Source organism: Brevundimonas sp. P2_A6 (genome assembly GCF_056404975.1).
In genome coordinates, this window is the sequence record NZ_JBFUCZ010000002.1 from 1 (window position 1) to 14,459 (window position 14,459).

Consider the following 14,459-nt stretch of genomic DNA (forward strand, 5'->3'; position numbering starts at 1 on the left):
ACGTTCCGCGACCGGAGGTCTGGTTCGCGGTTGTCGCCGCATACAGTCTCGTCCCGATCGCCATGCTCCGCGACCGGTTGGTGGAGGGGCGTGTCCACCCGGTGTGGTGGTTCGTGGGGCTTCCAGTTGTCGCAGAACAGACGACTGAGGCTCTTATGTTTGACAGTCCAGGCTGGCGGGCGGCAGCCGCGCTGATTTACGGGGCAATGAACTGATCAACCAACCTACCGAAGTGTCCGCAATGGGTCGAGAGCGGACAGTCGCGCAAGGGTGGGAAGCGGACATTCGTCTGAAGCGCGCCAGCGGACACACAACGCGGCGATGATCTATCTGGAAATGACTTCGATCACTGCAAAGAAGCCTATGGAAAGCAAGGCGACGACGAACAACCGCGTTGCGGCGTGTGCCATCCCAATAGACCTCGCGCTCCTCAAAATGATGCCGCACGAATAGAGCGTCATTATCGCTAGCATGTATGGGAACATGCCTTCGCTGAGGAGTGACACTAAGTAGGACCCGCCGCAAACAATGGCGGCTGACGCAACGCCATAGATCAAATCGTGCTTGGCCGCCGACGACCGATCACCGTAGCCCGTAGTCATTCCTAGACCATAGCTGGTGATCAAATGTCCGCAATGGGTCGGGAGCGGTCTTAGGCTTAGGGGTGGAAAGCGGACGTCCCTTGGGGCATTCACGCCACATGGCCGTGTCCACAACCATTACGGAAGCTGAGCTACCTCTGGCTGCCTCCTTTGAGGGGTTTCACCCCGTCATCAAAGGCGTGTTTAGTCAGTGGCATCCCACCCCGTTCGCTATCGATGGAGTAGGCTTCGACACAGCTGAGCAATGGATGATGTTTGCAAAGGCGCGCCTTTTTGCAGACCACCAGCAAGCCGACCTGATCCTCGCTATACCTGACCCGGCGACGCAAAAGCGGCTAGGCCAACGTGTCCAGAACTTCGATCAAGCGACCTGGGACGCCTCGAAGATCAACATCGTCTACGCTGGAAATCGCGCCAAGTTCGAACAGAACGAGGGTGCCAATCGGCAACTCAGGTCGACCAGCGGGTTGATGCTAGTGGAAGCCAATCCCCGTGACTGGATTTGGGGAGCGGGGCTCGCGATTGATGATCCTCGGATAGGCCAGCCTGAGGAATGGCGAGGCGAAAACCTGCTGGGGCGCATTCTCACGAAGGTCCGCAGCGACCTAGGCTGACATCGCACGCAACGTCCGCTTTGGGTCGAGAGCGGACATTGCCACCAGGCCAAAAAACTGACGTTAGATTAGCCTCGAGCGGTTGGGAAAGCGGCCATAACCCATTGAAGTGTTTAGCGCCCATTTGCCCCCGGTTGGGAGCTAAGGTGCTGATTTCGCTATAAACCGTACCGGTTCCCAAGCTTTTCGTGCGGGTTCGATTCCCGCCGCCCGCTCCAAGTCTACAGCCAGAAGGCTACAGCCAGACACGGGAAAAGGCCCGGCGTCGGCGGCCGGGCCTTCGTCGGCGAGGGGTTGGGACGTGCGGGCGCTACTCGCGGGTCACTTCTACACCGCGCTGCTCCAGAATGGACTGCACGCTGTCGTCGCCGGCCAGATGGGCGCTGCCCACGGCGATGAAGACGGTTCCGGATCCTTCGAGCAGGGTCTGGATCTGGCCGGCCCAGTCGGTGTTCCGCCGCACCAGCAGGGCCTGATAGATTTCCTCGGACTGATCGCGCATCTCGGTTACGCCCAGCCGTTCGATCGAGGCGACGTCGCCCGTCGACCACGCCCCGACAAGAGCGTCGAGTTCGGTCGTGGCGTTGTCGACCTCTTCCAGCGTCGCGCGGAGAAAGGCGAGCTGGGTGTCTTCGGACAGGCCCGCCAGGATGGACACCTGTTCGTCGATGGTCTCGAAGCCGGACACGGGTTTGCCCGCGGCCTCGGCACGCGCCTTCAGGATCAGTTCGACGCCGGACTGGGGATCGTAGCCGGCCTTGACCAGGGGCGCGACAGACAACGACAGGCCGACCAGCCAGGGCCGCAGGGGGTCGAGCTGGGCAGCCGTCGCCCCGATGGTCCGGGCGGCCGCGTCCAGTTGCGTGATCTCGGCCGGGGACAGCAGGCTGGAAAGAGGGCGGTCCGGGGAGATGCCGTATTGCTGGATCAGCGGCTGGATGGCGGCCTGATCGTCGGGGTTCGAGATTTCCAGGATCACCCGATCGGCGCTGTCGAAGGCCGCGTCCACCTTGGCCGTGCCCCAGGCGGTCTCCGGCCGCAGGACATGCACCGTGCCGAACAGATAGAGGGTCGAATCCGCGTCGCGAACGACCCAAAGGGCCGGGCCCTGCCCCTGAGCCGGGACGACGGCGCGCGGCGCGGCGGGCGGCGCGGCCTGGGCGAAAGCGTGGCCAGGCGAGCCAAGCAGACTGACGGTGAGGCCGAGGCCCAGCGCCGTGCCGGTGGCGAGACGGGCGAGCCGACCCATGGATGTCAGGATGTGGGAGGCGAGTTTCATGGTCCGATCCTTTCGATCAGAGGGACAAGGGAGAAGGTAAGCTGGGACCGGCCGGGGTCGGCCGATGAGGTCAGTGAATGCCGCGTCTGGCGGAGGCGACGATCGAGGCGACCAGATAGACCGCCATCAGGATGCCGGTCAGGCCCCAGCCGCTGATGGTGTCCACCAGGCCCAGCCGTTCGGCGGCGGCATAAAGGAACAGGGCGGTCTGCAGCGCCCAGAAGGCCATGGCGCTGGTCTCGGCCATGACCTGGCGGAGCATCTCGTCGGCGGCGCGCCACAGCATCAGGTTGGCGACGCTCTGGACGATCAGGAGGGCCACGATGCCCCCGAAGACGACATTGGGACCGACCCAGGTCGGCCCGTAGATCGGCGCGAGGAACATCACGCCGGCCAGCAGAAAGACCGTGATCTGGAGAAGGCCGCAACCTCGTGGGACGGTGGACGGGCGCAGCAGCAGGGTCACGGCGCTCAGGATGGCGATGGCCAGAAGCGCGACGGCCATGGCCAGGGCCAGGCTATCCGCCCAGGAGGCTCCTTGCTCGACCTCCATGATGCTCGCCAGGCCGAAGCCCGTCAGGGCCCCTATGCCGCCCAGGGCGAGACCGCCCAGGACCTTCACGGCCAGCGGTTGGCTGGTGGGTTCAGAACGGGACATCATGCCGAGGCTCCTGCGTCCGAAAAAATGGATTCGATGGGTTGTTCGAAAACCCGGGCGATCTTGAAAGCGAGCGGCAGAGACGGGTCGTAGCGACCGGTTTCCAGCGCATTGACGGTCTGGCGCGACACGCCGAGCGCGGCCGCCAGATCGGCCTGGCTCCAGTTCCGTTCGGCGCGCAGCACCTTGAGACGATTGTTCATGAAATCACCGACGCCGCAGCCACCAGACGGCCCAGGCGATGGCGTAGCCGACGGTCTGGGCGACGGCCAGCATGCCGGCCCCGGTGACCAGGAGTTGCTTGGGCTCGCCTGGGAGTGTGTCGCCGATCGCGAAGACGGTCGTGAACAGAATGACCGCGCCGAAGGCCAGACCATAGGTCGAACCCCACCACCACGCCCATTTGTGGGCTTCCTGCGCCGCCTCGTCCAGACCGGCCCACCATCGTGAACAGGACCAGATGCCGACGCCCATGGCGACCGTGACGGCCATCGAGACGATCACGGGCCTGAGGATGCCCGTGCTATCGCCCGTTCCGGACGCGAAGCCTGCGATGCCACCGGCGAACGCACCGGCCAGGATACACACGCCGAGAACCGCGCCGTACCGTCTCAAGGGATGTTCGGACACCCGGGCCTCCACTGACATGACAATCACCCTCGTCTTTTTGACAAGTGTATTTTACAATCTGTGGCGACGCTGTCAAGCGACCTTGTCAGCGATATTTCGCGGCGTCAATCAGCCGTCACGTGCCAGGTCGTGCACCAGCTCGGGCCGGTTCACGGGGCGGGGGGCCTGGTCGATGGCGGCGAGTCCGGGCAGCTCCTTGCCCTCGTGATCGACCTGCAGATCCTCGAACCGTCTGGCGGAGACCATGACCTGGCTCTCCAGCGAACCGACGAACTGGTTGTACTTGCCGACCGCCTGTTCCAGTGCGCGGCCGACGCCGAAAACGTGTCCGCCCATAACCGAGAGCCGCTTGTAGAGCTCCTTGCCCAGTTTCGCGACCTCGTCGGCGTTGCGCGACTGTTCCTCGGCCCGCCAGCCATAGGCGACCGCCTTGCAGAGGGCGAACAGGGTGGACGGTGTGACGATGATGACGCGCCGTGCCATCGCGTCCGTCATCAGGTCGGGTTCACGGTCTAGCGCGGCCGACAGAAAGGCGTCGGACGGCACGAACAGGGCGACGAAATCGGGACTGGGCTTGAACTGATCCTGATAGGCCTTGGCGGCCAGATCGCGGACATGGCTCTTGATGCTGGCGGCATTGCGGGCCGACATGGCGGCGTCGCGCGCTTCGTCGTCGGGTTCGGCCGCGTCAGGAAAGGCCAGGGGCACCTTGGCGTCGATGACGAACAGCCCGCCACCGGGCAGGCGTACCAGGAAATCCGGCCGCATCTGGCGACCTTCGTCATTGGCGCTGGACGACTGCTCCTGGAAATCGAATCGACCGGCCATGCCGGCGGCTTCCAGCACGTTGCGGCACGTCTGTTCACCCCAGCGACCCCGCCTGCCGGTGTTGCCGCGGAGGACCTCGGTCAGGCGACGCGCCTCATCGCGGGTGGACGTCGAGGCGATCATCAGGGCCGACAACTGTTCCTTCAGGGTGCCGGTCTCCTCGGCACGCGCCTTTTCAAGAGCCGCGACCTGGGTCTCGAACTTGGCCAGGGTTTCGGCGACGGGCTTCAGCTGCGCCTCCATCCGTTCGCGGGCGACACGGTCCTGGGCCTGGAAGGTCTCGGTGGCGCGCGTGACCATCTGGTCGGCCACGGCCTGGGCCGACTGGGCGGCCTGGGCTTTCAGGAACTCGCCCATGGTGACGCGGCTGTCTTCGATCAGGGCGATCTTGTCCCGGGCCGCGACCACCATCCCCTTGGCGGCCTGCCAACCGAGAAAGGCCCAGAGGAACCCGGCCGCCAGCAGTACGGCGAGAGCCAGAAAAACGAGCGCGAGCGTGTTCATGCTCCGTTCCTAGCCGGAGTCGCGGCGACGTCCAAGCCGCCGCGACCCGAACGGATCAGGCGACCGGGAAACCCCTCACCTTCAGCAGCGCGGTGACGTCGACGTCTCGACCCCGGAACCGGCGATAGGCGTCGGCGCGGTCGGTCGTGTTGCCGGGGGCCAGCATGATCGATTTGAATCGGCCGGCGATGTCCGGATCGAACACGTCGCCCGACTCCTCGAAATAAGCCCAGGTGTCGGCGTCCATCGTCTCGGACCACAGGTAGCTGTAGTAGCCGGCCGAGTAGGCGTCGGACGTGAACAGGTGATTGAACTGCGGCAGGCGGTGCCGCATCACGATCTCCTTCGGCATGCCGATCCGTTGCAGCGACGCCTTTTCGAAGGCGTCGATGTCGGTGGGCGGCGTGGTCTGGGTATGCAGGTCCATGTCGACGATGGCCGACGACAGATAGCTGACCGTCGCATAGCCCTGGTTGAAGGTGGCCGCCGCCTGGATCTTGTCGACCAGGGCCTGGGGCATCGCCTCGCCCGTCTGGTAGTGCTTCAGGTAGCCGTCCAGGATAGGGCGGCTGAGCACCCAGTGCTCGTGCACCTGCGAGGGATACTCCACGAAGTCGCGCGGCGTGTTTCCGTAGGACGGATAGGTCACCACCGAACTCAGATAGTGCAGGGCGTGACCGAACTCGTGGAACATGGTCTCGGCGTCGTCCAGCGACAGCAGGACGGGCTGGCCCGGTTCGGGCTTGGTGAAGTTGTTGTTGTTCGAGGCCAGGATGACCTTGGATCCGTCCAGCTGCGAGAAGGACCGATAGGTGGTCATCCACGCCCCCGACCGCTTGCCTGGACGCGCGTAGTCGTCGGTGTAGTAGATACCGATCAGCCGCCCCGTCGCCTTGTCGTGAACCTCGTAGGTGACGACGTCCGGCTCGAAGATCGGCACCGGCCCCTTGGGCAGTTTGGTGAAGGTGAAGCCGTACAGGCGCTCGGCCATGTAGAAGGACCCGGCCCGGACCGCGTTCAGCTCGAAATAGGGTTTCAGCTCGTTCTGATCGAGATCGTATTTGGCCTTCCGCACCTTCTCGGCGAAATACAGATAGTCCCAGGGCTCGATATCGAAGCCGGCGATGGCGCGCATGTCGGCGACCTCCTCGGCCACCCGCGCCTTGGCGGGAGCCCAGACACGGTCCATCAGGCGCTGTGCGGCGGCCGGGGTCTTGGCCATCGTGTCCTGCATCCGCCATTCGGCGTGGTTGCGATAGCCCAGCAGCTTGGCCCGCTGATCGCGCAGGCGGACGATTTCCGCGATCGTCGCATTGGTGTCGTTGGCGTCGCCGTTGTCGCCGCGATTGACGAACTTCTTCCAGACCTGCTCGCGCATGGCCCGGTCGTCGGCGAAGGTCAGGAAGGGGTCCACGCTTGACCGGGTGTTCATGATGATCCAGCCGTCGATGCCCTTGGCGCGCGCGGCAGAGGCGGCCGACGCCTTGTTGGACTCGGGCAGGCCCGCGACACCCGCGGCGGTCGGGACCACGGTCCAGGCGTTCTCGTCGGCCACGACCTTCTGACCAAAGCGGGTGAAGGCGGCGGACAGGGCGGTGTTGATCCGGCCCAGCTCGGCCTTGCCCGCCGCGTCCAGATTGGCACCCGAACGCACGAAGGCGTCACGGCGGCGCTCGGCCAGGCGCCTCTGCTGGGCGCTGAGACCCTCCGGATTGTCGGCGACGGCCTTGATGCGCTGGAACAGCGGTTCGTTGAAGGTGATCTCGTCGCCGGCCACCGACAGCAGGGGCGACAGCTCGGTATCGACCGCGTCCCAGGCCTCGCCGCCGATGTTGGAGGTCATGACGCCATACAGGTTTGTCGCCCGATCCAGCGGCTCGCCCGCCAGTTCCAGCGGCACGATGACATTGTAGAAGCCGGCCGGATTGGAGTTGTTGGCGATGGCGTCGATGTCGGCGCGTTGCAGCTCTATGCCCTCGATCACGGCCGCGCGCAGCTTGGCGGGGGTGACCTTGTCCCACGGCGGCAGACCGTCATATGGGCCGGTCCAGGGCTGAAGCAGTTCGGCGCGCGGGGTCTGGGCCGGAAGGATCGCGCGGGCGATCTCCGCCTCCTGAGCCGGGCTCATGGCGCTGGTCTCGCTCCCCATACCGGAGCCTGCGGTGGCGCAGCCGGAGAGAGCCATCAGGCTCGCGCCTCCGATAAGGACCTGGCGTCTGTGCATGGGGATTTCCTGTTCATCGCTTCTGGGTTGCCGCACTGTAGGGCCCGGCCGTGTGACCGTCACATGAACAGGCTGTAATCGCGTTGGACGGGGATGCAAGGTGCGTCTAAACGCCCCGACATGGCTATAGGTGTATTCGATTCAGGCGTGGGCGGTCTGACCGTCCACCGCGAGCTGACCCGTCGGTTCCCCGCGCGCGACTTCGTCTATCTGGCGGACCAGGCCAATGCGCCGATCGGGTCCAGAAGCGGCGAAGAGATCGTGGAGATCACCCGCAACGGCTGCGAGCGGCTGTTTCAGGCAGGGGCCAGCGTCGTCGTCCTGGCCTGCAACACGGCATCGGCCGTGGCCCTGCGCCGGCTTCAGCAGACCTGGGTGGCCGAGGCCGCCGTCCGGCATGGGCGAGCGGTCAATGTGCTGGGGATCATCGTCCCCACGATCGAGGCGGCGACCGGTCTGCCCTGGACCTATGAGGCGGAACGGCTGGGCGACAAGGTCGAGGCCATCGACATCACCGGGGTCTTCTGTACCGCCGCCACCGCGATCAGCCGGGTTTACGAGATCGAGATCGACAAGCGGCGCGAGGACCTGGCGGTCTTTTCCGAGCCCTGCCCCGGTCTGGCCGGCCTGATCGAACTGGGGGCGCCGACGGAGGAGCTGCGGGTCGTGGTGGCCGATCATGTGGACGCCCTGCGCCGTCGCATCGGCCGTCATCCAGACACCGCCATCCTGGGCTGTACCCATTACGAGATCGTGGCCGAGCTGTTCGCCGCCGCTCTGCCCCCCACGACGAACGTCATCCACCAACCCGGAGCGGTCGCGGACGCGCTGGACCGCTATTTCGACCGGCACCCCGAATATGCGCTGGGCGGGAGCGGGCGGCGCACCTTCCTGACGACCGGCAAGACGGGCCCTCAGTCGGACCGAGTCAGCCAGTTCTGGGGCGCGCCGCTGAGCTTCGAAGCGGCCTGACGACGCGCTTCACGCCCGTCAGGCCCGGCGCGCCGCGTTCGCCGACATAGACACAGTCTATCGCTGCACAAAGTTTAATCGATTGGCTTTGTTGGTCGCTCCCGCCTATCCTCGTCCATCTTTCTGACATCGGAGGCTCACCATGGACGGCGAAAACTCACCCCTGTCTGATCCCAAAAAGGAGAAGGCCGCGCGACGTTCGTTGCTGGGGCGCACAAACCGCGACTGGTGGCCCAACAGCCTGTCGGTCGACATCCTGCACCAGCAGGGCAAGACCGGCGACCCGATGGGTGACGATTTCAGCTATGCGGAGGCCTTTCAGAAGCTGGACCTGGCCGCCGTCAAGCGCGACCTGCAGGCCCTGATGACCGATAGCCAGCCCTGGTGGCCGGCGGACTATGGCCACTACGGCCCCTTCTTCATCCGCATGGCCTGGCACTCAGCGGGCACCTATCGCACCGGCGACGGGCGCGGCGGCGCGGGCGCGGGCCAGCAGCGGTTCGCGCCGCTGAACTCCTGGCCGGACAACGGCAATCTGGACAAGGCGCGCCGCCTGCTGTGGCCGATCAAACAGAAGTACGGCGCCAGCCTGTCGTGGGCCGACCTGTTCATCCTGGCCGGCAACGTCGGCATCGAATCGATGGGCGGGCCGGTGTTCGGCTTCGGCGGTGGCCGGGCCGACGTCTGGGAACCCGAGAAGGACGTCTATTGGGGCACCGAGGAGGAGTGGGTCGGCTCGGAAGGCGCGCCGACGCGCATCCAGCCCGACAAGGAAATGGCGCTGGAGGATCCGCTGGCCGCCATCCAGATGGGCCTGATCTACGTCAATCCCGAAGGTCCGGGTGGCGTGGCCGATGCGCTGCAATCGGCCCGTGACATCCGCGAGACCTTCGCCCGCATGGGCATGAACGACGTCGAGACCGCTGCCCTGACCGCCGGAGGGCACACCTTCGGCAAGGCGCACGGTGCCGGCGACGCTTCCAAGGTCGGCATCAGTCCTGAAGGGGCCGACATCGCCCAGCAGGGCCTGGGCTGGATCTCGGGCCACGAGAGCGGCATCGGCGACCACACCATCACCTCGGGCATCGAGGGGGCCTGGACGCCCACGCCGATCACCTGGGACATGACCTATTTCGACATGCTGCTTGACCATGATTACGAACTGGTCCGCAGCCCCGCCGGTGCCAAGCAGTGGCAGCCCGTCGGCAACCCGGAAGACACCCTGGCCCCCGCGGCCCACACGCCGGGCAAGCGCGTCCCGACGATGATGACCACCGCCGACATGGCGTTCAAGTTCGACCCGGAATACCGCAAGGTCATGGAGGCGTTCCGCGCCGATCCGGCCTATTTCGGCGACCAGTTCGCCCGCGCCTGGTTCAAGCTGTGCCACCGCGACATGGGACCCAGGATCCGCTACCTCGGCCCCGACGTTCCGGCCGAAGACCTGATCTGGCAGGACCCCATCCCCGCCCCGACCGGTCCCGCCCTGGGCGACGCCGACATCAAGGTGCTGAAGGACAAGATCGCGGCGTCCGGCCTGTCGGTCGCCGATCTGGTCCGCACCGCCTGGGCCTCGGCCGCGACCTATCGCGGGTCGGATCACCGGGGCGGGGCCAACGGCGCGCGCATCCGTCTGGCACCGCAGAAGGACTGGGAGGTCAACGAGCCGGCCAAGCTGGCCAAGGTTCTGGCCGTCTATGAGGACATCAAGGCGTCATCCGGCATCAGCGTCTCGATCGCCGACCTGATCGTTCTGGGCGGCTCCGTCGGGGTCGAACAGGCAGCCAGGGCCGCCGGTCACGACGTCGAGGTGCCGTTCACCCCAGGCCGGACCGATGCCTCCCAAGAGCAGACCGACGTCGAAGGCTTCAAGGTCCTGGAGCCCCGTGCAGACGGTTTCCGCAACTATCTGCAGGTCCGCTTCAATGTCCCGACCGAGGAACTGCTGGTCGATCGGGCGCAGCTGATGGGCCTGACGGCTCCGCAGATGACGGTTCTGGTGGGCGGCTTGCGGGTTCTGGGCATCAACCACAAGGATGCCAAGGACGGCGTGTTCACCGATCGTCCGGGCCAGCTGACGAATGACTTCTTCGTCAACCTGCTGGACATGCGGACGGCCTGGAAACAGGTCGATGCGACCTCGGACGAGACCTTCGTCGGCACGGACCGCGATACCGGCGAACAGCTGTGGACCGGCACCCGCACCGACCTGGTGTTCGGATCCAACTCTCAGCTGCGCGCCCTGGCCGAGGTCTATGCCTCTGCCGATGCGGGCGAGAAGTTCGTGCGCGACTTCATCAAGGCCTGGGTCGTGGTGATGAACAGCGACCGTTACGACCTGCGTGGGCCCGCCCTTCGCGCCGAGAAACTGACCTCGTAAGACCGGTGTCCGCCCCTGCCGATGGTGGGGGCGGACATGTCTTTCGCATAAACGCGATCGATCGTCTTTGCGCGCTGTGAAGCCCCGACCTATGTCGGAACCATGCTTCCCACCCTTCGACAGCTCCAATATCTGAAACTGCTCGCCGAGCACGGCTCGTTCAGCCGGGCGGCAGAGGCCGCGCGCGTCAGCCAGCCCGCCTTGAGTGCAGGCGTGCAGGAGCTGGAGCGAATCCTGGGATCGCCCGTCATCGATCGCCCGCGTGGCGGCGTGCAGCTGACCGCCGTGGGGGCGGACGCCGTCAAACGGGCCGAGGACATCCTGGCCCGCTCTGAAGACCTGGTCGAGGCGGCGCGCAACGCCGGTCGCCCCCTGTCCGGGCGCCTCCGCCTGGGCATCATCCCGACCGTGGCGCCCTTCCTGTTGCCCGCCACACTGCCGGGTCTGAAGTTGGACTATCCGGCCCTGCGCCTTTTCATCCGGGAGGATTTGACGCCTCGCTTGATCGCGGCGCTGAAGTCGGGACAGCTGGACTGCGCGGTGATCGCCCTGCCCTATGACGCGCCCGGCATCGAACACGCCCGTATCGGCGACGACGAAATCCTCGCCGTCGCACCGGTCGGCCATGCGCTCGCCGCGCCCGGCGACATCGAGCCGGGATCCCTGAAATCCGAGGATCTGATCCTGCTGGAGGACGGGCACTGCCTGCGCGACCAGGCCCTGGCCGGGATCGATATGGAAGCGCCCAAGGGCGAGGACGTGTTCGCCGCGACCTCGCTGCACACCCTGGTGCAGATGGTGTCGTCGGGTCTGGGCGTGTCCTTCCTGCCCGCCATGGCGGTGCGGGCCGGCCTGGCCGACGACAAGGGCGTCGTCACCCGCCACTTCGCCGCCGAGGCGCCACGCCGCGAAATCGTAGTCGCCTGGCGCTCGGGATCGAGCCGCGCGGCAGAGGCGCGGCTGCTGGCCGAGGCGATGCGGTTGGACTGAGGGCAAGAAAAAGGGCCGGCGCTTGCGCGACCGGCCCTCGTTTCATCTAGACGAAGGGATCAGCCCGCCAGGTTGCGCAGCACGTACGGCATCACGCCGCCGGCCTTGAAGTAGTCCAGCTCGGTCTGGTTATCGATGCGGCAGCGGACCGGGAAGCGGGCCATCTTGCCATCCGACGGGCGGAACAGCTCGACCCACAGGTCCTGGCGCGGACGGAGGCGGCCGACGTTGACGTCCGACAGGCCCCGGATGGTGACGATCTCTTCGCCGGTCAGACCCAGCTTGGACCAGCCGTCCGCCTTGAACTGCAGCGGCACGACGCCCATTCCGACCAGGTTCGAGCGGTGGATGCGCTCGTAGCTTTCGGCGATGACAGCGCGGACGCCCAGCAGGCGGGTGCCCTTGGCCGCCCAGTCGCGCGACGAGCCGGTGCCGTATTCCTTGCCCGCAAAGACGACCAGCGGACGGCCTTCCGACTGATACCGCATGGCGGCGTCGTAGATCGACATCGTGTCCTGCGACGGGAAGTGTTTGGTGACGCCGCCCTCGATGTCGGGCGTGATGCGGTTGCGGATACGGATGTTGGCGAAGGTGCCCCGCATCATCACCTCGTGGTGACCACGACGCGCGCCGTAGGAGTTGAACTCCTCGGCCTCCACGCCCCGGTGGGTCAGATACTGACCGGCGGGCGAGGTCTTCTTGATCGAACCGGCCGGAGAGATGTGGTCGGTCGTGATCGAGTCGCCGAAGATGGCCAGGACGCGGCCCTCGACGATGTCGGTGACCGGGGTCGGCTCCATCGACAGGCCCTCGAAATACGGAGGGTTGGCGACATAGGTCGAGGTTTCGTCCCAGGCGTAGGTCTGGCCGCCCTCGACCGCGATCCCTTGCCAGTGCTCGTCGCCCTTGAAGACGTCTGCGTAGCGTTTGGCGAACATGGCCGAGGTGACGGCCTTCTTCTGGATGGCGGCGATTTCGGCCGTCGTGGGCCAGACGTCCTTCAGGAAGACGTCCTTGCCCTTCTTGTCCTGGCCGATCGGGTCCTTGGTGATGTCGATCCGCATCGAACCGGCCAGGGCATAGGCCACGACCAGCGGCGGCGAGGCCAGGTAGTTGGCCTGGACGTCAGGGTTCACGCGGCCTTCGAAGTTGCGGTTGCCCGACAGGACAGAGGTGGCGACGATCGCATTGTCGTTGATCGTCTGCGAGATCGCCGGGTCCAGCGGGCCCGAGTTGCCGATGCAGGTGGTGCAGCCGTAGCCGACCAGGTTGAAGCCCAGCGCGTCAAGTTCCTTCTGCAGACCGGCGGCCGTCAGATAGTCGGTGACGACCTGCGATCCTGGTGCCAGCGAGGTCTTGACCCAGGGCTTGGTCTTCAGACCCAGCTTGTTGGCCTTCTGCGCCACCAGACCGGCGGCGATCAGGACCGAAGGGTTCGAGGTGTTGGTGCAGGAGGTGATCGCGGCGATGACGACGTCGCCGTCGCCGATGTCGAACTTTTGCCCCGCGACGGGTGCGCGTCCGGCGTCGGTGGCGCGGTTGAAGACTTCACCCAGAGCCGTTTCGAACGACGGCGCGGCGACGGTCAGTTCGACCTTGTCCTGGGGACGCTTGGGCCCGGCCAGCGACGGGACGACGGTCGAGATGTCCAGTTCCAGCACGTCGGAGAAGACGGGGTCTTCGCTCGTTTCGTCGATCCAAAGGCCCTGGGCCTTGGCATAGGCCTCGACCAGGGCGACGCGCGCCTTGTCGCGACCCGTGGCGGTCAGATAGCCGATGGTGGCGGCCGAAACGGGGAAGAAGCCGCAGGTGGCGCCGTATTCCGGGGCCATGTTGGCGATGGTCGCCTGATCTTCGATCGTCATGTTCGGCAGGGCCGGGCCGAAGAACTCGACGAACTTGCCGACGACGCCCTTTTTGCGCAGCATCTGGGTGACGGTCAGGACGAGATCGGTGGCCGTCGTGCCCTCCGGCATGGCGCCCGACAGTTTGAAGCCGATGACCTCGGGGATCAGCATCGGGATCGGCTGGCCCAGCATGGCCGCCTCGGCCTCGATGCCGCCGACGCCCCAGCCCAGGACGGCCAAGCCGTTGATCATGGTGGTGTGGCTGTCGGTGCCGACCACGGTGTCGGGATAGGCGACGGTCGCCTTGCCCTCAGCCACGGTCCAGACGGTCTGGGCCAGGTTCTCCAGGTTCACCTGGTGGCAGATGCCGGTGCCGGGGGGCACGACGCGGAAGTTGTTGAAGGCCGAAGAGCCCCAGCGCAGGAACTTGTAGCGTTCGATGTTGCGCTCGTATTCACGCTCGACGTTCTGGCCGAAGGCGGCGGCGGTGCCGAAATTATCGACCATGACCGAGTGGTCGATAACCAGGTCGACGGGGACCAGCGGATTGATCTTGGCGGCGTCGGCACCGAGCTTGGCCATCGCGTCGCGCATGGCGGCCAGATCGACCACGGCGGGGACGCCGGTGAAGTCCTGCATCAGCACGCGGGCGGGACGGAAGGCGATCTCGTGCTCGACCGAACCCTTGTTCTCGATCCAGGCGGCGACGGCCTTCAGGTCGGCCTCGGTCACCGACACGCCGTCCTCGTTGCGCAGCAGGTTCTCGAGCAGGACCTTCATCGAGCGCGGCAGGCGGTCGATGCCGGAGAGACCGGCTTCCTGCGCGGCCGGAAGGCTGTAATAGGCGTATTTCTTGCGCCCGACGGTCAGGTCCCGGCGGGTGGAAAGGCTGTCGACTGACGGCATGGGAGGTATCCTCTGGTCAAAGCCG

At 65.9% G+C, this 14,459-nt stretch carries 12 protein-coding genes; 5 read left to right on the top strand and 7 right to left on the bottom strand.

Annotation, left to right across the window (positions count from 1 at the left end; translation table 11 throughout):
- Both AC1DW4_RS05395 and AC1DW4_RS05400 read left to right on the top strand, forming a co-directional pair.
- The coding region (locus tag AC1DW4_RS05395; RefSeq protein WP_477016228.1) for a hypothetical protein at positions 1 to 215 on the top strand (215 nt) is incomplete at its 5' end.
- A 485-nt stretch (positions 216 to 700) separates the two neighbouring features.
- On the top strand, positions 701 to 1,216 hold the full coding sequence (locus tag AC1DW4_RS05400; protein ID WP_477016229.1) for an NADAR family protein: 516 nt from the start codon (positions 701 to 703) through the stop codon (positions 1,214 to 1,216).
- Between the two features lie 310 nt (positions 1,217 to 1,526).
- Here AC1DW4_RS05400 and AC1DW4_RS05405 read toward each other — a convergent pair whose 3' ends face one another.
- From AC1DW4_RS05405 to AC1DW4_RS05430, 6 genes are all read right to left on the bottom strand, one after another.
- A complete protein-coding gene (locus AC1DW4_RS05405; RefSeq protein ID WP_477016230.1) occupies positions 1,527 to 2,495 on the bottom strand; it encodes a TraB/GumN family protein in 969 nt (322 codons plus the stop codon).
- 70 nt (positions 2,496 to 2,565) lie between these two features.
- Positions 2,566 to 3,156, bottom strand: a complete 591-nt coding sequence (locus AC1DW4_RS05410) for a hypothetical protein (RefSeq protein WP_477016231.1) — start codon at positions 3,154 to 3,156, stop codon at positions 2,566 to 2,568.
- Entirely contained in the window at positions 3,153 to 3,356 is a 204-nt protein-coding gene (locus AC1DW4_RS05415; protein ID WP_013268088.1) for a helix-turn-helix transcriptional regulator, read from the bottom strand. The genes AC1DW4_RS05410 and AC1DW4_RS05415 overlap by 4 nt, the downstream gene beginning before the upstream one ends.
- 4 nt (positions 3,357 to 3,360) lie before the next feature.
- Complete coding sequence (locus AC1DW4_RS05420) at positions 3,361 to 3,783, bottom strand: hypothetical protein (RefSeq protein ID WP_477016232.1); 423 nt, start codon at positions 3,781 to 3,783, stop codon at positions 3,361 to 3,363.
- A gap of 108 nt (positions 3,784 to 3,891) precedes the next feature.
- Positions 3,892 to 5,115 (bottom strand): DNA recombination protein RmuC, encoded by a 1,224-nt coding sequence (locus AC1DW4_RS05425; protein WP_477016233.1) that lies wholly within the window; start codon positions 5,113 to 5,115, stop codon positions 3,892 to 3,894.
- A gap of 55 nt (positions 5,116 to 5,170) precedes the next feature.
- Positions 5,171 to 7,339 (bottom strand): M3 family metallopeptidase, encoded by a 2,169-nt coding sequence (locus AC1DW4_RS05430; protein ID WP_477016234.1) that lies wholly within the window; start codon positions 7,337 to 7,339, stop codon positions 5,171 to 5,173.
- 120 nt (positions 7,340 to 7,459) lie between these two features.
- Between AC1DW4_RS05430 and AC1DW4_RS05435 the strand changes: the two genes are divergently transcribed.
- From AC1DW4_RS05435 to AC1DW4_RS05445, 3 genes are all read left to right on the top strand, one after another.
- Complete coding sequence (locus tag AC1DW4_RS05435; RefSeq protein ID WP_477016235.1) at positions 7,460 to 8,311, top strand: glutamate racemase; 852 nt, start codon at positions 7,460 to 7,462, stop codon at positions 8,309 to 8,311.
- A 142-nt stretch (positions 8,312 to 8,453) separates the two neighbouring features.
- Entirely contained in the window at positions 8,454 to 10,691 is a 2,238-nt protein-coding gene (katG, locus tag AC1DW4_RS05440; RefSeq protein WP_477016236.1) for a catalase/peroxidase HPI, read from the top strand.
- A gap of 102 nt (positions 10,692 to 10,793) precedes the next feature.
- Positions 10,794 to 11,681, top strand: a complete 888-nt coding sequence (locus tag AC1DW4_RS05445) for a hydrogen peroxide-inducible genes activator (RefSeq protein ID WP_477016237.1) — start codon at positions 10,794 to 10,796, stop codon at positions 11,679 to 11,681.
- Between the two features lie 59 nt (positions 11,682 to 11,740).
- On the opposite strand, the gene acnA is transcribed toward AC1DW4_RS05445, so the two are convergent.
- The gene (gene acnA / locus AC1DW4_RS05450) at positions 11,741 to 14,434 is read right to left on the bottom strand and encodes an aconitate hydratase AcnA (RefSeq protein WP_477016238.1); all 2,694 of its coding nucleotides are present in this window, start codon (positions 14,432 to 14,434) and stop codon (positions 11,741 to 11,743) included.
- Positions 14,435 to 14,459 lie beyond the last annotated feature (25 nt).